18 protein-coding genes are annotated in these 19,397 nt (G+C 72.3%); all 18 read left to right on the top strand.

Annotated elements, in window-relative coordinates:
- Window positions 1-23 precede the first annotated feature (23 nt).
- Entirely contained in the window at window positions 24-1,103 is a 1,080-nt protein-coding gene (locus tag ACIBF7_RS38480; RefSeq protein ID WP_397199316.1) for an ABC transporter substrate-binding protein, read from the top strand.
- Between the two features lie 15 nt (window positions 1,104-1,118).
- A complete protein-coding gene (locus tag ACIBF7_RS38475) occupies window positions 1,119-1,952 on the top strand; it encodes an ABC transporter ATP-binding protein (RefSeq protein ID WP_271279542.1) in 834 nt (277 codons plus the stop codon).
- Complete coding sequence (locus ACIBF7_RS38470) at window positions 1,952-2,836, top strand: ABC transporter permease (protein ID WP_271279541.1); 885 nt, start codon at window positions 1,952-1,954, stop codon at window positions 2,834-2,836. Before ACIBF7_RS38475 ends, ACIBF7_RS38470 begins: the two co-directional genes overlap by 1 nt.
- Entirely contained in the window at window positions 2,791-3,411 is a 621-nt protein-coding gene (locus ACIBF7_RS38465) for a hypothetical protein (protein WP_271279540.1), read from the top strand. The genes ACIBF7_RS38470 and ACIBF7_RS38465 overlap by 46 nt, the downstream gene beginning before the upstream one ends.
- The gene (locus ACIBF7_RS38460; protein ID WP_219551428.1) at window positions 3,411-4,208 is read left to right on the top strand and encodes an SDR family NAD(P)-dependent oxidoreductase; all 798 of its coding nucleotides are present in this window, start codon (window positions 3,411-3,413) and stop codon (window positions 4,206-4,208) included. Before ACIBF7_RS38465 ends, ACIBF7_RS38460 begins: the two co-directional genes overlap by 1 nt.
- Before the next feature lie 9 nt (window positions 4,209-4,217).
- Window positions 4,218-5,453, top strand: a complete 1,236-nt coding sequence (locus ACIBF7_RS38455; protein WP_397199315.1) for a cytochrome P450 — start codon at window positions 4,218-4,220, stop codon at window positions 5,451-5,453.
- A 9-nt stretch (window positions 5,454-5,462) separates the two neighbouring features.
- Complete coding sequence (locus ACIBF7_RS38450; protein ID WP_397199314.1) at window positions 5,463-7,166, top strand: MFS transporter; 1,704 nt, start codon at window positions 5,463-5,465, stop codon at window positions 7,164-7,166.
- 38 nt (window positions 7,167-7,204) lie between these two features.
- Window positions 7,205-8,218, top strand: a complete 1,014-nt coding sequence (locus tag ACIBF7_RS38445; RefSeq protein WP_397199313.1) for an LLM class flavin-dependent oxidoreductase — start codon at window positions 7,205-7,207, stop codon at window positions 8,216-8,218.
- 17 nt (window positions 8,219-8,235) lie between these two features.
- Window positions 8,236-9,438: an acyl-CoA dehydrogenase family protein gene (locus tag ACIBF7_RS38440; protein WP_148031083.1), complete on the top strand. Its 1,203-nt coding sequence runs from the start codon at window positions 8,236-8,238 to the stop codon at window positions 9,436-9,438.
- Window positions 9,435-10,184: an SDR family NAD(P)-dependent oxidoreductase gene (locus ACIBF7_RS38435; protein ID WP_148031084.1), complete on the top strand. Its 750-nt coding sequence runs from the start codon at window positions 9,435-9,437 to the stop codon at window positions 10,182-10,184. Before ACIBF7_RS38440 ends, ACIBF7_RS38435 begins: the two co-directional genes overlap by 4 nt.
- A gap of 10 nt (window positions 10,185-10,194) precedes the next feature.
- Entirely contained in the window at window positions 10,195-11,370 is a 1,176-nt protein-coding gene (locus ACIBF7_RS38430) for an acyl-CoA dehydrogenase family protein (protein ID WP_271280435.1), read from the top strand.
- Window positions 11,367-12,509, top strand: coding sequence for an acyl-CoA dehydrogenase family protein (locus ACIBF7_RS38425; RefSeq protein WP_397199312.1), 1,143 nt, complete (start codon window positions 11,367-11,369; stop codon window positions 12,507-12,509). Before ACIBF7_RS38430 ends, ACIBF7_RS38425 begins: the two co-directional genes overlap by 4 nt.
- On the top strand, window positions 12,506-13,294 hold the full coding sequence (locus tag ACIBF7_RS38420) for an amidohydrolase family protein (protein WP_148031087.1): 789 nt from the start codon (window positions 12,506-12,508) through the stop codon (window positions 13,292-13,294). Before ACIBF7_RS38425 ends, ACIBF7_RS38420 begins: the two co-directional genes overlap by 4 nt.
- Before the next feature lie 170 nt (window positions 13,295-13,464).
- Window positions 13,465-14,805 (top strand): acyclic terpene utilization AtuA family protein, encoded by a 1,341-nt coding sequence (locus ACIBF7_RS38415; protein WP_148031088.1) that lies wholly within the window; start codon window positions 13,465-13,467, stop codon window positions 14,803-14,805.
- A gap of 1 nt (window position 14,806) precedes the next feature.
- Window positions 14,807-15,172 carry a hypothetical protein gene (locus ACIBF7_RS38410; protein ID WP_187281122.1) on the top strand — a complete coding sequence of 122 codons (366 nt, stop codon included), beginning with the start codon at window positions 14,807-14,809 and terminating at the stop codon, window positions 15,170-15,172.
- A complete protein-coding gene (locus ACIBF7_RS38405; RefSeq protein ID WP_397199311.1) occupies window positions 15,169-17,406 on the top strand; it encodes an acetate--CoA ligase family protein in 2,238 nt (745 codons plus the stop codon). Before ACIBF7_RS38410 ends, ACIBF7_RS38405 begins: the two co-directional genes overlap by 4 nt.
- A complete protein-coding gene (locus ACIBF7_RS38400) occupies window positions 17,403-18,218 on the top strand; it encodes an enoyl-CoA hydratase/isomerase family protein (protein ID WP_397199310.1) in 816 nt (271 codons plus the stop codon). Before ACIBF7_RS38405 ends, ACIBF7_RS38400 begins: the two co-directional genes overlap by 4 nt.
- On the top strand, window positions 18,215-19,396 hold the full coding sequence (locus tag ACIBF7_RS38395; RefSeq protein WP_271280220.1) for a thiolase family protein: 1,182 nt from the start codon (window positions 18,215-18,217) through the stop codon (window positions 19,394-19,396). Before ACIBF7_RS38400 ends, ACIBF7_RS38395 begins: the two co-directional genes overlap by 4 nt.
- The last annotated feature ends 1 nt before the right edge of the window (window position 19,397 follow it).

The raw sequence follows: 19,397 nt of genomic DNA, 5'->3' as shown, positions 1-19,397 counted from the left end.
CCCCCCCGGAGATGAGCGCTCCTATGGTTCGTTCCACAAAACTCGTTGCCTCGGCCCTCGCGGTCCTGCTCACGGTTCTCGTCAGCGGATGCGCCTCCTCCTCGCCGGAGGGTGGCGAGAGCGCCGCGTCCGCCGATGGCGGGCTGACCACGATCAGTTACATCGACGCCGGCTCGGCCTGTCTGTGCAGCTATCCCAGGCTGCAGGCGGAAGCCCAGGGCTATTTCGCCCAGCAGGGCATCGAGATCGACAACAAGACCTCCATCTTCAACGCCAACCAGCTGATCCAGGCCGTCGCCCAAGGTCAGGCCGACATCGCGCTCACCGGCGGGACGGCTCCGCTGGCCTCGGCCGCGGCCGGCAAGCTGGTCAAGGTGGTGGCGGTGCTCGGCGCCCCGGCGCCCGAGCAGATCACGCTCAACAACCAGACGCTGGAGAAGCTGGCCCAGAAGGGCGTCACGCCTGAGTCCCCGTACCAGGAGAAGCTCGCGGCGCTCAAGGGTTTGAAGATCGCTTCAGCGGCGACCGGCTCCACGACGGACCTCCTGTTCCGGCAGATCCTCACCCTCGGCGGCCTCAAGCCGGACAGCGACGTGACGATCCAGCCGTTCAGCGACGCCGCCGCCGGCACCGCCGCGGTCAAGCAGGGCGCGTCCGACGGGCTCGCCGGGTTCCCCAGCCAGACCACCGGCCCCGAGGCCGACGGCTGGGGCAAGGTGTTCATCGACATCGTCAAGGACGCCCCCGAAGCGGCGAACATCCCCTACATCGTGGTGGCCGTCAACCCTGACTTCCTGAAGAACCAGCCCGACGCGGTGACGAAGTTCCTCAAGGCGATGACGCAGGCCCGCGACGACGCCAAGGACTTCAGCCAGGAGCACAGCGACGCCCTGCACCAGAAGTTCTTCGCCAGCACCAGCGACGCCGCGTGGAAGACCGGCATCGAGGCGATCCTGCCCGTCTTCACCGGCAGCATCGTGCCCACCCAGGAGCTCGCCGACAACCTGATCAAGGTCTACAACATCGGCAAGCCGGACCCGGTCTCCGTGCCGTTCGAGGAGCTCTACGACACCGAGCTCGTCAAGGCCCTGCCGGACGCCTGAGTGAGGGAGAGACCCGTGTCCAGCATCGGAACATCGGCCGAGCGCGCGTCCGCCGCGGCGGCACAGGCGGACGACCGTCCGATCGCGGTGAGCTACCACCAGGTCGGGCGCACCTTCACCACCGCCAAGCGCACGTTCACCGCCGTGCAGGGGATCGACCTGGAGATCCGCAAGGGCGAGTTCATCTGCATCATCGGCCCCAGCGGCTGCGGCAAGAGCACCCTGCTCAACATGGCGGCCGGCCTGCTCACCCAGAGCACGGGCGAGGTGCTCTACGACGGCAAGCCCATCAACGGCATCAACAACGACGTCGGCTACGTCACCCAGAAGGACACCCTGCTGCCCTGGCGGACCGTGGAGAAGAACGTCTCGCTCCCGCTGGAGGTGCAGAAGGTGCCCCGCCGGGAGCGCAAGGAGCGGGTCGCCCAGGTGCTCGACCTGGTCGGCCTCGGCCAGTACGGCAACAGGTACCCGTCGCAGCTGTCCGGCGGCATGCTCAAGCGCGCCGCCCTCGCGCAGACCCTCGTCTACCGTCCCAACACGCTGCTGATGGACGAGCCCTTCGGCGCGCTCGACGCGCAGCTGCGGCTCAACCTGCAGCGGCAGACCCTGGAGATCTGGGAACGCGAGCGCAAGACCGTGCTGTTCGTGACCCACGACCTCGAAGAGGCCATCCTCATGGCCGACCGCGTCGTGGTGTTCGGCGCGAACCCGGGGCGGATCATCCACGTCGAGCCCATCACCTTCGCCCGGCCCCGCGACTTCGGATCGCTGCGCACGGACCCCGAGTTCGCCGCGGTCTGGTCACGGCTGTGGGCGCTGCTCAGCCCGCAGATGGAGGATCACTGATGACCAGGTCCGACACGATCGAGGCCGGCCGGCCGGAGGCCGCCCCGAAGCCGGTCGGCGCGCCGGCGGTCTCCGGCGGGCTCAACCCGAGGCTGACCCGGCGCCTGCTGATCACCGCGATCCAGGTGGCGCTGCTCGTCGCCGGGCTCGCGGCCTGGGAGTACTTCGCCGGCAAGCCCGGCGAACCGCACGTCCTGATCGACCAGTACTACGTCAGCAAGCCGTCCCTCATCTGGGAGGCCATGGGCCTCTGGGTCTCGCAGAACCTGCTGTGGCCGAGCCTGTGGGTCACGCTGCAGACGACCGTGATCGGGTTCGTGCTGGGCGCGCTCGCCGGCCTCGTGGCCGGGTTCGTCCTCGGCGTCAGCCCGTTCCTCGCCTCCGTCTGCCAGCCCTTCGTGGACGCGATCTACGCGATCCCGCGGCTGGCCCTGGTGCCGCTGTTCATGCTCTGGTTCGGCATCGGCATCGGCTCCAAGCTGGCCCTGGTCATCAGCGTGGTCGCCTTCCTCGTCTTCTACTCCACGTACGCGGGGGTCAAGGACGTCGACCACCTGCTGGTGGACAAGCTCCGGCTCATGCGGGCCAGCCGCCTGCAGGTTCACCTGAAGGCCACCCTGCCCTCGGCGATGACGTTCATCATCTCCGGCCTGAGCGTGTCGGCCCCGTACGCGCTCGTGGTCGCGGTGACGGCCGAGATGATGTCGTCCAACCGCGGGCTCGGATACCTGCTCGTGCAGTCGGCCAACCAGTTCGACACCGCCGGCACGTTCGCCGCGATCTTCGTGCTCATGATCGTGGGCATCGCCCTGATGCTGCTGATCCGGCTCATGGAGATGTGGCTGCTCCGCTGGAAGCCCAAGCGGCCGACCGGGCGGGCCTGATGGAGACGTTCATCGCGCTCGGCCCCGCCGGGCTGCCCGCCCCTGACGGGGCCGCCGTCTGGTCGCTGGCCCGCGACATCGGCGAGAACGACACCGTCTTCCCCGTCCTGGCGCTCGCCCGCGTGACCGGTCCCGGCGCGCTCGACCCCGGGTTCGGTGACGTCGCCTGGCGGGCCGTGCCGCAGACCGGATGGGTCAGCCCTTCGGCGTCCGAGTCCCTGCCCGAGGACCATCGGGAGATCTTCGTGGTCTTCAACAACGCCGTCCAGGGCCGGGAGGGCGAGTACGCCCGCTGGTACGACCAGGTGCACCTCGCCCACACCTTCGAGCACATGGGATTCGAGGGCGCCCAGCGCTTCGCCCTGGAGCCGGTCGGCGGGCAGAGCCCGCCCTACCGCTACCTCACCCTGTACGCGGTGCCCGAAGGCGGGATCGCCCGGTGCGAGGAGCGCCGGATCGCCGTGGGGGAGGAGCGCGAGCGCGCCGCCCGCGCCGGCCGGGAGCCCGAGGTGCCGGTGAGCGACGCGCTCACCGGGCCCCGCCACGCCAACTACTTCAGAAAGGTCCCCGGCTGATGTCAGACGTGTCAGGTCTGCGGTTCCTCATCACCGGCGGCGCCAGCGGCATCGGCGCCGAGACGGCGCGCCTGGCCGCGGCCCGCGGCGCCACGGTGGTCATCGCGGACATCGCCGACGACGCGGGCAGGCGGCTGGCCGCCGAGATCGGCCCCCGCGCCGACTACGTGCGCGGTGACATGAGCGACCCCGCCTCGATCACCGAGATGGTGGAACGTGCCACCGCTCTCATGGGCGGCCTCGACGTGCTGCACAACAACGCCGGCGTGGCCGACGCCGTGGTGAGCCGCACCCTCGGCATCGAGGACTTCGGCTCGGAGGAGTGGGACCGGGTGCACGCCGTCAACCTGCGCGGCCCGTACCTCGCCGCTCGCGCCGCGCTGCCGTACCTGCGGCGCAGCGAGAACCCCTCCATCATCAACGCCGCCTCGATCGCCGCCGGCCTGGCCCGGCCGCACACCCTCGCGTACGCGGCCAGCAAGGCCGGAGTGGCCCAGCTGACCCGCAGCCTGGCGCTGGAGCTCGCCCCCGACGGCATCCGGGTCAACTGCTACGCGCCCGGGATGATCGAGACCGAGATGGCCTCGCGCTACATCGCCTCCCGCCCCGACCCCGAGGCCACCCGCCGGGACGTCCTGGCGAACTACCTCAGCCGTTCCATCGGCAAGCCGCGTGACGTGGCCGAGGTCGTCTGCTTCCTGGCGAGCCCCGCCGCCGCGTTCGTCAACGGCGCGGTGTGGAGCGTCGACGGCGGGTTCACGGCCTGGAAGGCCACCGGGTCCGAGCTGGAGTCGTGAGGAGTTGTGATGACTGATCGTGGTCTGCCGGAGCTGCTGTCCCCGGAGGTCGCCGCCGACCCGCACGCCTTCTACCGCCGCCTGCGCGCCGAGGCGCCGGTCGTCTGGGACGAGAGCGTGCGGGCGTACCTGGTCAGCAGGTACGAGGACGTCGCGCGGGTGTACAAGAACCCGGTCTTCAGTACGAAGGCGTACGAGTGGCAGCTCGAACCGGTGCACGGCAAGACGATCCTGCAGATGGACGGCACCGAGCACGCCAGGCACCGGGCCCTGGTGTCGCCCGCCTTCCGGGGCAAGAGCCTGGACCGGCTGCACCCGATGCTCATGCGCAACGCGGGCGCCGTGGTGGAGGAGATCGTGCTGCGCGCCGCGACGGACCTCGCCGGGGACCTGGCCGGGCGGCGTGACGTCGACCTGGTGCGCGACTTCGCCAACTACTTCCCGGTGTACGTGATCGCCGACCTGCTCGGCTTCGACAAGGAGGACCACCCGAGGTTCCTGCGGTGGTACACCGCCGTGATCCGGGTCATCTCCAACCTCGGCCGCGACCCCGAGATCATCGCCGAGGCCGCCGCCATCCGGGCGGAGATCAGCGAGTTCGTCACCCCGTTCATCGCCGAACGGCGGGCGAACCCCGGAGAGGACCTGCTGTCGGTCCTGGCCACCGCCGAGATCGACGGTGAGCCGCTCGCCGACGACGAGATCAGGGCGTACGTCAGCCTGCTGCTGACGGCCGGGGCGGAGACGACCGACAAGACCTTCGCGAGCCTGTTCCGCAACCTGCTCGCCGACCCCGGCCAGTTCGAGCGGATCAGGCACGACCGCTCGCTGGTCGTCAAGGCGGTCGCCGAGACGCTGCGGTTCTCCCCGCCGACGCAGATCAACACGCGGGAGACGACGGAGGACGTCGAGCTCGGCGGCGTGCTCATCCCGGCGGGGTCCACGGTGCTGGTGCTCATCGGCTCGGCCAACCGTGACGACCGGCGCTACGCCGATCCCGACCGGTTCGTGCTCGAACGCGATGACCTGGACGCGACCAAGGCGTTCTCGGGAGCGGCCGACCATCTGGCGTTCGGCTCCGGGCGGCACTTCTGCCTGGGGGCCATGCTGGCGAAGGCGGAGCTGGAGATCGGCGTGAACCTCTTCCTGGACCGGTTCCCGGAGATGCGGCTGGCCGACCCCGAGGCGGCGAGTGACGTCGGGCTGAAGATGCGCGGGCCGCGTACCGTGCCCGTGACCCTGTAGCGGGAACGGGTGGAACCGGCCGAGACCGTCCAGGCGTCCCGGCCGGTGCCCGCCGGCGGGCGGGCGTGGTGGGCGGCCATCCTCATGCTGGCGGCGGTGGTGTCCACCCCGATCCTGGTGGGTGTCCTGGCCGTCGAGATCCAGGCCGACCTGGGCATCGGCGACGGCGCGCTCGGGCTGTGCGTGACCGCGTTCTGGGCGTGCACCGGGCTCACCGCCCTGGCCGGCGGCCGTCTGATCGACCGCGCCGGCTGGCGGCGCGCGGCCCTGGCGGGGCTCGCGGTCAGCCTGGTGAGCCAGCTCGGCGTCGCCACTAGCGGGTCGGTCGCGGCGTTGCTGGCGTGGCTGGTCGTCGCGGGCGTGGGGTACGGGGTGGTCGCGCCCGCCAGCAACCTGGTCGTGGTCCGTGAGATCCCCGCCCGGCTGCGCGGCACGGCCCTGGGCGCCAAGCAGTCGGCGACCCCCGTCGTCGCCCTCCTGGCCGGGCTCGCCGTCCCCCTGGTGGCCCTGACCATCGGCTGGCAATGGGCCTTCGTCCTCGCCACCCTCCTGACCGTGGCCGCAGCCGCAACCAGCCTCCCCCGCACCCGGCCCTCACCGGCCCCAAGCTCCTCTCACGCGAACCGAACCCCACCGACGACTACGCCCACTGCGCAACCCGCACGCAGAGATCAGGACTCGGCGGAGACCTCAGAAGAGACGCGGCCGACGCCTACGGGTCCGGGCCCTGTGGGGAGTTCGGGGTCTCCAGCGGCCGCTGGAGAGACGCGGTCCGAGAGCGCGGGTTCAGGGCCTGTGGCGAGTGCGGGGTCTGTGGCGGCGGTCGGGGAGGCGCGGCCCGCGCCTGCGGGGCCCGGGCCTGTGGCGAGTGTGGAGCCGACGGCGGCCGCTGGAGGCGTGCGGCCCGCGCCTGCGGGGCCCGGGCCTCTGGCGAGTGCGGGGCCGACGGCGGCCGCTGGAGGCGTGCGGCCAGCGCCTGCGGGGGCGGGCTCTGCGGGCGCCGCTGGGGAGGTGCGGTCCGCAAGCGCGAGTCCGGGGCCTGTGGCGAGTGCGGGGCCTGCGGCGGACGCTGGAGACGTGCGGCCCGCGCCCGCGAGTCCAGGGTCCGCGGCGGTTGCTGGGGAGGTGCGGGTCGGGAGCGCAGGTCCGGGGGTGGTGACGTCGTTGGTGCGGGTTTCGGTTGTGGCCGGGCTTGGGACGTTGTCCATTGGTTCGCTCACGACCTTTGCTGTGAGCACGCTCACGCGGGCCGGGCTCGATGTCAGTACGGCGGGGCTGGTGATCTCGGTCACCAGTCTCGTGTCGCTCGTCGTGCGGCTCGGCGCGGGGCGGCTGGCGGACCGGCGAGGGTCGGACGGGTTCAGGCCCGCGGCCGTGATGATCGCCGCCTGCGCGGTGGGGATGCTCGCGATGGCCTCGGGCGGCACCGCGCTCACCGTGGCCGGCACCGTCGTCGCCTTCTGCGGCGCGTGGGGCTGGCCGGCGTTGCTGCTGATGGGCGTGCTGGCGCAGCATCCGGACCGGCCGGGAGTGGCCGGGGCCAGGTTCCAGCTGGGCACCGCCCTGGGCGCGGCCACCGGGCCGCTGCTGTTCGCCGCCGTGTCCGAGGCCGCGGGCCTGCCCGCCGCCTGGCTCACCGTGACGGCCTGCACGGCATTGTCCGCGGCCCTCGTCCTTCTCAGCAGCCGGACCCGAGTTGCAGGACGAGGATAATCATGTGTATCAATAGGAGGGATTGCAGAGGAGTCAGGATGGGTTCTGGAGTGCGGTTCGGCATCCTCACCACGCCGATCCACGGCGCCGAGACGCCGTACGGGCAACAACTGAGAGAGCACCGCGAGCTGGTCAGGGTCGCCGACCAGCTCGGCTTCGACATGATGGTGGCGGGTCAGCACTTCCTCGGCACCGAGCTGCGCTACTACCAGCCGGTCCCGTACCTCACATATCTGCACGGCGCCGCGCCCCGCATGACCGCCGTCACCGGCATCATGCTGCTGTCCATGGCCAACCCGGTCGACCTGGCCGAGCAGATCGCCACGCTCGACGTGGTCACCGACGGCCGCTGCGTCTTCGGCGCCGGGCTCGGCTACTCCGAGCGGGAGTTCCGCGCCTTCGGCATCGACTCCCGCTCCAAGGTCAAGCGCTTCGAGCACGGCCTCGCCCTCATCAAGGCCCTGTGGTCGGGGGGGAAGGTCGACTTCGACAGCCCGTACTGGAAGGTCGAGGACGTGCTCCCGGCCGTCCAGCCGGCGCGGCCGGGCGGGCCGCCCGTCTGGATCGGCGGCCAGTCGGAGGCGGCCGTGCGGCGCGCGGCACGGCTGGGCGACGCCTGGTACGCGCCGCCGTTCCCCAGCCACGACGAGCTGGCCGGCCTGCGCGAGATCTTCCTGGAGGAGCGCGCCGCGCACGGCCTGCCCCTCGACGGCGACTTCCCGCTGCGCCGCGAGCTCATCGTGGCCTCCTCCCGCCGCGAGGCGGAGGAGCTGGCCCGGCGGCGCAGCGCCCTGCGCTACCAGACCTACCGCTCATGGGGGCTGTCGGGCGAGAACACCCCGGTCCAGGCGGACGCGCCCGGCATCGACGTCGAGCGGCAGTTCCTGCTCGGCTCGCCGGCCGAGATCGTCGACCAGCTCGGCCGCCTCCGCGACGAGCTGGGGATGACGCACTTCATGTACAAGTCGCACTGGCAGGGGCTCCCGCACGCCGAGGCGATGCGCCAGCTTGAGCTGTTCGGCACCCGGGTGCTTCCCGAGCTGGCCGGTTGAGACGCAGAGAGGATCAGATGGTGACAGCCACCGACATGGCCGGCGAGGCGGCGCAGGAGCTCGGAGCGCTCGTGCGCGACTTCGGTCTCAAGGAGATCCGCCCCCGGATCCGGGAGCTGGAGGAGGCCGGGGAGTTCCCCCGCGACCTCTACCGGCAGATGGGCGAGCTGGGCTTCTTCGGCTGCTGCTTCCCCGAGCAGGTGGGCGGGACCGACGCCGGCTACCAGGCGCTGGCCGCGGTCGCCGAGCAACTCGCCTGGGCCTACCCGCCGCTGAGCGCCGCGATGAACCTCCAGGCCGCGACCGTGCCGCTGACCATCGCCAACTGGGGCGCCGCCGAGCTGGTCGAGCGGTACGTGCCCGGCCTGATCTCCGGCACGCTGCTGGGCTGCAACGCGATGACCGAGCCCGACGGCGGCTCCGACCTGCTGGGCGCCATGCGGACCAGGGCCGTGCGCGACGGCGACCACTACGTCATCACCGGCAGCAAGATGTGGATCACCAACGCGAACGTCGCCGACGTCGCCGTGGTCTACGCCAAGACCGATCCCGAGCTGGGCCACCGCGGGGTGAGCGCGTTCGTGGTGCCCACCGGCACGCCGGGCTTCGCCACCAGCCGGGTGCCCTGCCGGGTGCTCGGCAAGCTGATGCCCACCAACGAGGTCATCCTCAGCGAGGTCCGGGTGCCGGCCGCCAACCTGCTCGGCGAGGAGGGCGAGGGCTTCAAGGTCGCCATGAGCGCCATGGACTACGGCAGGCTCTCCGTCGCCGCCCGCTCGGTCGGCCTCGCCCAGGCATGCCTGGACGCCTCGGTCGAGTACGCGAACCAGCGCGAGGCGTTCGGCCAGCGGATCGGCTCCTTCCAGATGGTCAAGAAGCAGATCGCGGACATGGCCTGCGAGGTGTCGGCCGCCAGGGCGCTGGTCCAGGACGCCGCCGCCCGCTACGACGAGGGCGTCATCCCCACCCGGGAGAGCTCCATCGCCAAGTACTACGCCGGCGAGGTGTGCAACCGGGCGGCCCAGGCCACCGCCGAGATCTTCGGCGGTTACGCCTTCAGCGACGAGCTGCCGATCAGCACCTATCTCAACTACGCCAAGCTCTGGCAGACCGGCGAGGGCTCGGCCAACATCCAGGCCGTCCTGATCGCCGACGACGCCCTGGGCTGGAAGTCCATGGACCGGCACCGCCGTCCATCCAAGCCGGGAGCGCGCGCGTGAACCTGGAACTCGACGGCAAGGTCGCCATCGTCACCGGAGCCAGCCGCGGCCTCGGCGCCGCGGCCGTGCGCAGCCTGGTGGCCGAGGGCGTGAACGTGGTGGCCGCGGCCCGCTCCGGCGACGAGCTGGACAAGCTCGCGGCCGAGGCGCCGGGCCGCATCGCCGGCGTCGTGTGCGACATGCGCGACGCGGCCGGGCTGGCGGCCCTGCCGGAGCGGGCGCTGCGGGAGTTCGGCCGGCTGGACATCCTGGTCAACAACGCCGGCATCGCGCCCGCGGGGAAGTTCCTGGACGCCACCGCCGAGCTGCTTGAGGACGTCTTCGCGGTCAACGTGGTGGCGCCCGCCCTGCTCGCCCGCGCCTGTGGCGAGATCTTCGTCGGGCAGGGCTCGGGGAAGGTCGTCAACGTCGCCTCCATCTCCGGCGTGCGCGGCAAGGGCAGCCTCGCGGTCTACTCGGCGTCCAAGGGCGCGCTGGTCCGGCTCACCGAGGCGCTGGCCGCCGAATGGTCCAGGCACGGCGTCCAGGTGAACGCGATCGCCCCCGGCGCGTTCGCCACCGAGGCGCAGCGCGCGGTGCTCGACGACCCCGAGACGCTGCGCCGCCGGGTCGCCAAGATCCCCGCCCGCCGGGTCGCCGACCCGGCGGAGATCGGCGCCCTGGTCTGCTACCTGGCCTCGCCGCTGAGCGGCTTCGTCAGCGGGGCCACGTACGTCATCGACGGCGGCGAGACCGCCAAGATCTGAGGAGACTGCTGTGAACGGTTTTCGGCTCAGTGATGAGCAACTCCACCTGCGCGAGGTCGCCGCGAAGGTGGCCAAGGAGGTGTACGCGCCCAAGGCCGCGCAGTGGGACCTGGAGCGCGCGCCGCTGCCCGCCGAGGAGGTGACGCGCCTGGCCGAGCTGGGCTTCCTCGGCCTGGCCCTGCCCGAGGAGTACGGCGGCGCGGGCGGCACCCTGCTGGACGCCCTGATCGTGATCGAGGAGCTGGCCAAGGAGTGCCGCTCCGCCGCGTTCCAGGTGTTCGAGGCGAACGTGGGCCCGGCCCGGGTGCTGGAGTTCTTCGGCACCGAGGAGCAGCGCCAGAAGTACCTGCCGAAGGTGGTGACGGGCGAGGTGACGATGGCCATCGGCATCTCCGAGCCCGACGCCGGCTCCGCCGCCACCGACATGACCACCCGGGCGCGGCTGGAGGGTGACGAGTACGTCATCAACGGCACCAAGCGGTGGATCTCCAACGGCGGCCACGCCGACCACTACCTGCTCTACTGCAGGCTCAGTGACGCGCCCGGGTCGAAGGGCATCGGCGCGATCATCGTCTCCGCCGACACGCCCGGCCTGTCGTTCGGGCAGCGGGAGCGGCTGATGGGCTGGCGCACCATCCCGTCCGCCGACCTGATCTTCGAGGACGCCCGGGTGCCCGCCGAGAACCTGGTGGTCGGGCCCGGCGGGTTCCGCGACCTGTTCGGCGTCTTCTCCATCGAGCGGCTCGGCAACTCCACCATGAGCCTGGCCCTCGGGCAGGCCGCGCTGGACCGCGCCGTCGCGTACGTGCAGGAGCGCAAGCAGTTCGGCCGGACGCTGGTCGAGTTCCAGAACGTGCAGATGACCGTCGCCGACATGGCGCTCCAGGTCGAGGCCGCGCGGCTGCTCATCTACCGGGCGGCGGGCAACGCCGGCCGCGGCCTGCCGGACCCGCTGGAGGTGTCGCTGGCCAAGTGCTTCGCCAACGAGATGGGCAAGCGGGTCTCCGACCTGGGCATGCAGATGCACGGCGGCAACGGCTACACCGAGGAGTTCGGCCTGGAGGCGCTGCACCGCGACGCGCACGGCTGGGCCATCGCCGGCGGCACGCCCGCCATCCAGCGGGTCAGGATCGCCTCCGAGCTGTTCGGGCGCGGCTTCGACCAGCGTCCGGCGGCCGCCCGATGAGCGGCGCCGAGTTCGAGCTCCCCGAGCGCTACCACGGGCTGCGCGAGGAGGCCGCGGCGCTCGCCGCGTCGGTCGCGCACCTGGCCGCCGAGGCGGACGAGGCCGACGCGATCGACCCGGGGATGCGCGCGGCGCTGGCCGCGAGCGGGCTGGCCGCCGTGTGCGTGCCCGCCGAGTACGGCGGCCGGTACGCGGACCTCGACCCGCTGGCCGTCGCCGTCGTCCGCGAGCAGCTGGCCGCCGAGAGCGCGCACCTGGACTCGCTCTTCGCCATGCAGGGCATCGGCAGCTACGCGCTGGCCAGGGGCGGCACGCCCGAGCTGCGCGAGCGGTGGCTGCCCCGGGTGGCCGCGCTGGACGCGATCGCCGCGCTCGGGCTGACCGAGCCGGACATCGGCTCCGACCTGCGCGGCACCGCCACCACCGTCGCCGAGGACGGCGACGAGCTGGTGGTCGGCGGTCACAAGTCGTTCATCACCAACGGCGGCGACGCCGACTTCTACTGCGTGCTGGGCAAGGAGGAGGCGGGCCTGTCCATGGTGCTGGTGCCCGCGGACACGCCCGGCCTGACCACCACCCGCCCGCACCAGATCATCGCCCCGCACGTCCTGGGCGACGTGGTGCTGGACGGGGTCCGGGTGCCCCGGTCGTGGCGGCTGGGCGAGCCCGGCAAGGGCATGCGGCTCGGCCTGGCCACGCTGGCGACTTTCCGGGTGTCGGTGGCCGCCGCGGCGGTCGGCACCGCGCAGGCGGCGCTGAAGGAGGCCACCGTGCACACCGCGAACCGCGAGCAGTTCGGCCGGCCGCTCATCCAGCTCGGCGCCGTGGCCGACCAGCTCGCCAGGTCGTGGACCGAGATCGAGATGGCCCGCGCGTTCACCTACCGGGCCGCCGCGGCGGCCGCCCGCGACCCGCTGGGCAGCCTGCACCTGTCCTCGATGGCCAAGGTGGCGGCGACCGAGACGGCCGGCCGGGTGGTCGACCGGTGCGTCCAGGTGATGGGCCGGTTCGGGCTGGTCCGAGGGTCGAAGATCGAGCGGCTCTACCGTGCGGCCCGGCCGATGCGGGTCTACGAGGGCGCCACCGAGGTCATCTTCGACTCGCTCTCCCGCAAGCTGGTCAAGGAGCTCGCCACATGATCATCGACGCGCACGCGCACGTCTGGCCGGACGAGATCGCCCGCAAGGTGCTGGCCGACCGCCCGGTCGGCCTGGACCCGGTGCACGACGGGACCCTGGACGGCCTGCGGGCCACCATGGACGCGGCCGGCATCGACCTGGCCGTCTGCCTGGCCGTGGCCAACGTGGCCAGGCACGTGGCCGGCACCAACCGGTTCATCGGCGGCATCGACCGCACCAGGTTCATCCCGTTCGGCACCGTCCACCCGGACCTGACGGTGGAGGAGAACCTCGCCTCGCTGAAGGACAACGGGATCCCCGGCGTGAAGCTGCACCCGCTGTTCCAGGAGCTGTCGCTGGGCGACTCCCGGGTGGTGGAGCTGCTGTCCGCGCTGGCCGAGGAGGGCATCGCCGTCATCACGCACGTGGGCGCCGGCGGCGACGAGGCGGCCAACGAGCGGGGCGCCTCGCGGCACATCCCCGCCCTGGCCGAGCGCATCCCGGGGCTGACCCTGATCGCCTGCCACTTCGGCGGCTACCACCGGCTGGAGGAGGCGGAGGAGGTCGTGGCCGGCTCCGGGGCGGTGCTGGAGACGTCCTGGCCGCCCAGCCTCGGGAGCCTGCCGCCCGAGCGGGTACGGAAGATCATCGAGAGGCACGGCGCCGATCGCGTGGTGTTCGGCTCCGACTGGCCGATGACCGACCCGGCCACGGAGATCGCGGCGGTGCGGGCGCTGGGCCTGCCGCCGGAGGACGAGGCCGCGATCCTCGGCGGGAACCTGGCGGGCCTCCTGGGCCTCCAATGACCGTGGTGCCGCCGCGCGTCCCCCGGCCGCGGCGGCGCCACGCAAGCCCGCCACCAGGAGAAATTCGATGAGGCTGACCGATTGACGCGGCCGAATCTATGCATAAGATTAGCATCAAGTGAGATCGTGATGGGGAGCAGCGAGTGAAGACAGTCCGACTGGGTGCGGGTATGGCTTTCTGGGGGGACAGCGTGCTCCCCGCCGTCCAGATGGTGGAGCGCGGGGAGATCGACTACCTCTGCTGCGACCATCTGGCCGAGCTGACCATGTCGATCCTGAGCAAGCAGAGGTCCCGCAACCCCGAGTACGGCTACACGCGTGACGTGCTCGACCTGCTGCGCCTGAGCATCCGCCAGTGCGTGACCAACGGCGTCAAGGTCATCACCGACGCCGGCGGCGCCAACCCGCGCGCCTGCGCGGAGCGGGTCGCCGAGCTGTGCAAGGACCTCGGCCTGACCGGCGTCCGCATCGCCGTGGTGACCGGCGACGACATCAGCGGCGACATCGACCGGCTGATGGCGCAGGGCGTCTCGTTCACCAACATGGACACGGGGGAGCCTCTCTCCTCGGTCCGTGACAGGCTCACCCACGCCAACGTCTACACCGGCGCCGACGGCATCGTGACGGCCCTGGAGCAGGGCGCCGACATCGTCATCTGCGGCCGGGTCACCGACATCGCGCTCTACCTGGGGCCGTTGCGGCACGAGTTCGGCTGGGCCGCCGACGACTGGGAGCGGCTCGGCATGGCCACCGTCGTCGCGCACGCGATCGAGTGCGGCGGCCAGGCCACCGGCGGCCTCTACGACGGCGGCTGGTGGAAGACCCCCGGCCTGGAGAACCTCGGCTACCCCATCGCGGACGTCAGCGAGGACGGCACCGCGGTCATCACCAAGACCCCCGGCAGCGGCGGCAGGGTGGACATCGGCACGGTGAGCGAGCAGCTCGTGTACGAGATCCTCGACCCGGCCAACTACCTCACCGCCGACGTCACGGCCGACTTCTCCGGCGTCCGGCTCACCGAGGTCGGCCCGGACCAGGTCCGCATCACCGGCGGCACCGGCCGCGCCCGCCCCGACACGCTCAAGGTCAACATGGGCTACCGGGCCGGCTTCATCGGCGAGGTCCAGTTCACCTACACCTGGCCCGACGCCTACGCCAAGGCCCGGCGCGGCATCGAGTTCCTGGAGAACCGGCTCGACAGGGCCGGCTTCAAGTCCGACGACGTGCAGATCGAGTACGTCGGGCGCAACTCCATGTGGGGCGACCGGGTGGCCGAGCCCGACCCGGCGGACGACGACCTGCTGGAGCTCGTGGTGCGCTACGCCGCCCGCTGCCCGGACGAGACCGAGGCCCGCAAGGTCTTCACCGAGAGCGTCCCCCTCTACAACAACGGCCCGGCCGGCGTGGGCGGCATCGGCACCCGCCCGCCGCTGAAGGAGCTGTTCTCGCTCTGGCCCTGCCTGATCCCCCGCGAGCACGTGACCGCGGCCGTCGACATTCTGGAGGTCTGAGATGGCGAACATCAGGGTCGCCGACATCGCCCACGGCCGCTCGGGCGACAAGGGCGACGTGTGCAACGTCGGCCTGGTCGCCTACGACGACGCGGGCTACGCCACGCTGAAGAGCGAGCTCACCGAGGAGCGGGTCAAGGAGCACTACGGCTCCCTCGTACGCGGCACCGTGACCCGCTACGAGATCCCCGGCATCAAGGCGCTCAACTTCGTGCTCACCGGGGCGCTCGACGGCGGGGGCACCCGCTCGCTGCGCTCGGACCACCTGGGCAAGACCATGTACGCCTGGCTGCTGCGCATGGAGATCACCGCCGCCGAGGACGTCCCCACCTACCCGACGGGACCGCGGCCGGAGGCGGTCGCGTGATCACCGTCACCGGCGCGGAACCCGCCGTCCAGACGCTCTTCAACCCCCGGTCCGTCGCCGTGATCGGCGCGTCGAGCAAGCCCGGCACGCTCAGCTGGTGGCCGCTGCGCCTGCTCGTCCAGTACGGCTTCGCGGGCGGCGTGCACCCGGTCAACCCGTCCCGCAGCGAGATCGAGGGCGTGCCCTGCGTCGCCTCGCTCGCCGACGTCGGCGGGCCCGTCGACCTGGCGGTCATCGCGCTCAACGCCAAGAACACCGTCCAGGCCGTACGCGACTGCGCCGCCGCCGGCGTCAAGGTGGCCGTGCTGCCCTCGCAGGGCTTCGGCGAGACCGGCGAGGACGGCCGGGCCATGGAACGCGAGATGCTGGCCGCCGCCCGCGAGAGCGGGCTGCGCATCGTCGGCCCCAACACCGACGGCGTCGGCAACCTGGCCACCGGCGCGCTCGCCACCATCCAGCCCATCTTCGGCCAGGGCGTCGAGCCCGGCCGGGTCGCGGTGATCACCCAGAGCGGCGCCACCGCCGCCTCCCTGATCATGCGGCTCAAGGAGGAGGGCATCGGCACCCGGCTGTACGCCAGCGCCGGCAACGAGATCGACCTGGGCCTGGCCGACTACCTGTCCGTCGCCCTGCAGGACCCCGAGGTCTCCATGGTGGTCTCGTTCGTCGAGGCCATCCGCCGTCCCGGCGACTTCGTCAAGGTCGCAGAGCTGGCCGCCGAGCTGGGCAAGCCGATCGTGCTCATCAAGGTCGGCAGGACCGAGCAGGCCGCCCGCCGGGCCGCCGCGCACACCGGCGCGCTGGCCGGCGCCGACGAGATCTACCAGGCGGTCTTCGACTCGCTCGGCATCATCAGGGTCGACGAGCTCAGCGAGGTCGTCGCCGTCGCCAAGTTCTACCTGTCACGCGGGCTGCCCCAGGACGACGGCGTCGCCATCATGTCCGTCTCCGGCGGGCAGGCCGGCGCGCTCGCCGACCGGGCCGCCCGCTCCGGCGTCACCGTGCCCGACCTCGGCCCGGCGGCCACCGCCGAGCTGGAGGAGCTGCTGGCCTTCGGTACCGCCATCAACCCGTGCGACCTGACCGGCGAGGTGGCCAGGGACAGCGGCCTGGCCACCGCCGCCTACACCGCCTTCGACGCCGACCCGGCCATTTCCACGGTCGTGTACGCGCGCAAGGAGCTGACCGGCGACGCCGGGCGGCGCGCCTCCGAGCGGATCGCCGCGGCCGCCGCGCCGAAGGAGCGCACCCCGCTCGCGATCTACTCCATGGACGGGGAGCTCAACGACGAGGAGAAGGCGGCGTTCGCCGAGGCGGACATCCCCGTCTTCACCTCGGCGGGCGAGCTGTTCACCGCCGTCCGCACGCTGGCCGCCTACCGGCGCGGCGCCGAGCGCGCCCGCACCAGGAAGACCGGCCCGGCGGCCCGGACCGGGGAGTCCGGTGGGGCGGGAACCGTCCCGGCGATCCGCACCGGGGAGTCTGGTGGGGCGGGAACCGTCCCGGCGGCCCGGACCGGGGAGTCCGGTCAGGCGGCCTCGCGCGCGCTGCCCGGCGGCGCCGGCCCGCTGGACGAGGCGGCCGCCAAGGCGCTGCTCGCCGAGTACGGGGTCGCCGTCCCCGCCGAGGCGCTGGCCACGAGCGCGGACGACGCGGTGGCGCACGCCGAGCGGATCGGATACCCGGTCGTGCTCAAGGTCGCGGACGCCCGCGTCCCGCACAAGACCGAGATCGGCGGCGTCGAGGTCGGCCTGGCCGGCGCCGCCGCCGTGCGCGCCGCGTACGAGGGGATCGACGCCCGCGCGCGGGCACACCTCGGCGACGCCCCCGAGGGCGTGCTCGTGCAGCAGCAGATCACCGACGGCGTCGAGATGATCGCCGGCATCGTGGTGGACCCCCAGTTCGGCCCGTTCGTGCTACTGGGCAGCGGGGGAGTGCTCACCGAGCTGCTCTCCGACGCCGTGCTGCGGCCCGCCCCGGTGGAGCCCGGCGAGGTCCGCGACATGATCGCGGAGCTGCGGGGCCGGAAGCTGCTCACCGGCTTCCGCGGCGCCCCGCCCGCCGACGTGGACGCCCTGGCGGACACGGTCAGTGCCCTGTCGCGGCTCGGCGCCGACCACGCGGACCGGATCGCCGAGCTGGACCTCAACCCCGTGCTCGTCAGGCCCGCCGGCCACGGCGCGGTCGCGGTCGACGCACTGATCGTCCTCGGCGAGACGGAGGAGAGCCGATGAGCGCCGGCGAGAAGATTTTGGTGACCCGGCGCGGCAGCCTCGGGCTCGTCACGCTGAACCGCGCCAAAGAGCGCAACCCCCTCGACCAGGAGACGGCGGCCGGGCTGCGCGACGCCTTCCTCGGCCTGTTCGCCGACCCGCAGGTGCGTTCGGTGGCCGTGACCGGCGACGGGGACGCGTTCTGCGCAGGCGGCGACCTGAGGCAGATGCGGGAGCTGGCCGAGGGCGACGTCGAGGACGCGTACCTGTGGCCCGGCGCCATCGTCGACCTGCACCGGCTCATGCTGGAGGCGCCCAAGCCGGTGATCGCCGCGGTCCACGGGCCCGCCTACGCGGGCGGGATGGGCCTGGCCGGGATGTGCGACGTCATCCTGGCCACGCCGAAGGCCCGGTTCGCGATGCCCGAGGTGAAGATCGGGCTCTTCCCGATGATCATCGTGGCGCACCTGGCCAGGTCGCTGCCCCGCAAGCGGCTGCTGGAGATGATGCTGACCGGAGAGAGCATCGACGCCGACGAGGCGCACCGGCTCGGCTTCGTCAGCAAGGTCTACCCCGACCGCGACGGCCTGATGGAAGGGCTGGACGCGTACGCGGCCAAGTTCGAGGCGGTCAGCCCGGCGGCCGTCCGCCTCGGCAGGCGCGCCTTCACCCTGCTCTCCGACATGCCGGCCGGGCAGGCGCTGGACGCCGCCCAGTTCCTCAACCTGCCGTTCTTCCTCGGCGGCGACCTGCGCGAGGGCACCCAGGCGTTCTTCGACCGGCGCCCGCCCCGCTGGACCACCCCCGACGACGAGCTGGAGAAGACCTCATGAGGACAGCCGTGGTGGTCGACGCGGTCCGTTCCCCGATGGGGAAGGGCAAGCCCGGCGGCGCGCTCTCCGAGCTGCACGCCGTCGAGCTGCTCGCCCAGGTGCTGGCCGGGCTCGTGAACCGTACCGGCATCGACCCCGGCACGGTCGAGGACGTGATCGTCGGCTGCGTCAGCCAGGCGGCCGACCAGTCCGTCACCCCCGGCCGGATGGCCTGGCTCGCGGCAGGGTTCCCCGAGCACGTGCCCGCCACCACCATCGACCGCCGCTGCGGATCCAGCCAGCAGGCGCTGCACTTCGCCGCCCAGGGCGTGCTCGCCGGCGCCTACGACGTGGTCGTCGCGGGCGGCGTGGAGTCGATGAGCCGGGTGCCGATGGGGTCGGCGCGGATGGGCCGCGACCCGTACGGGCCCTCGGTGACCGAGCGGTACGCGCCCGGCCTGGTCTCCCAGGGGGTGGCGGCGGAGCTCGTGGCCGCCAAGTGGGCGCTGGAGCGCGAGACGCTCGACGCCTACTCAGCCCGCTCCCACCATCGGGCCGCCGCCGCGGCCGACGCGGGACACTTCCGCGACGAGATCGTGCCGATCACCGTGCCCGGCGGGACCGTCGTCGACCGCGACGAGACCATCAGGCCGGGCACCACCACCGAGCGGCTGGCCGGGCTCAAGCCCTCCTTCCAGGACGAGGAGGCCGCCCGGCGCTTCCCGGAGATCGGCTGGCGGGTCACCGCCGGCAACTCCTCGCAGATCACCGACGGCGCGAGCGCCGTGCTGGTGATGAGCGAGGAGCGGGCCGAGCGCCTCGGCCTGACCCCGCTGGCGCGCTTCCACGCCTTCTCGGTGTGCGGCGACGACCCGGTGACGATGCTCACCGCCCCCATCCCCGCCACCGCCATGGTGCTGGAGCGGGCCGGGCTCGACCTCGCGGACATCGACCACGCCGAGGTCAACGAGGCGTTCGCGCCGGTGCCCCTGGCCTGGCAGGCCGAGTACCCGGTCGCCGACGAGGTGCTGAACCCGGTCGGCGGCGCCATCGCGCTCGGGCATCCGCTCGGCGCGTCCGGCAGCCGGCTCTTCACCAGCATGCTGTGGAACCTGCGCCGCACCGGCGGGCGCTGGGGCCTGCAGACCATGTGCGAGGCCGGCGGGATGGCCAACGCGACCATCGTCGAACGTCTGTGAA

Source organism: Nonomuraea sp. NPDC050478 (assembly GCF_044458265.1).
GTDB classification, from domain to species: Bacteria; Actinomycetota; Actinomycetes; order Streptosporangiales; family Streptosporangiaceae; genus Nonomuraea; species Nonomuraea ferruginea.
Note: the sequence above shows the minus strand (reverse complement) of the source record. Positions and strands in the feature narration are given on the sequence as shown.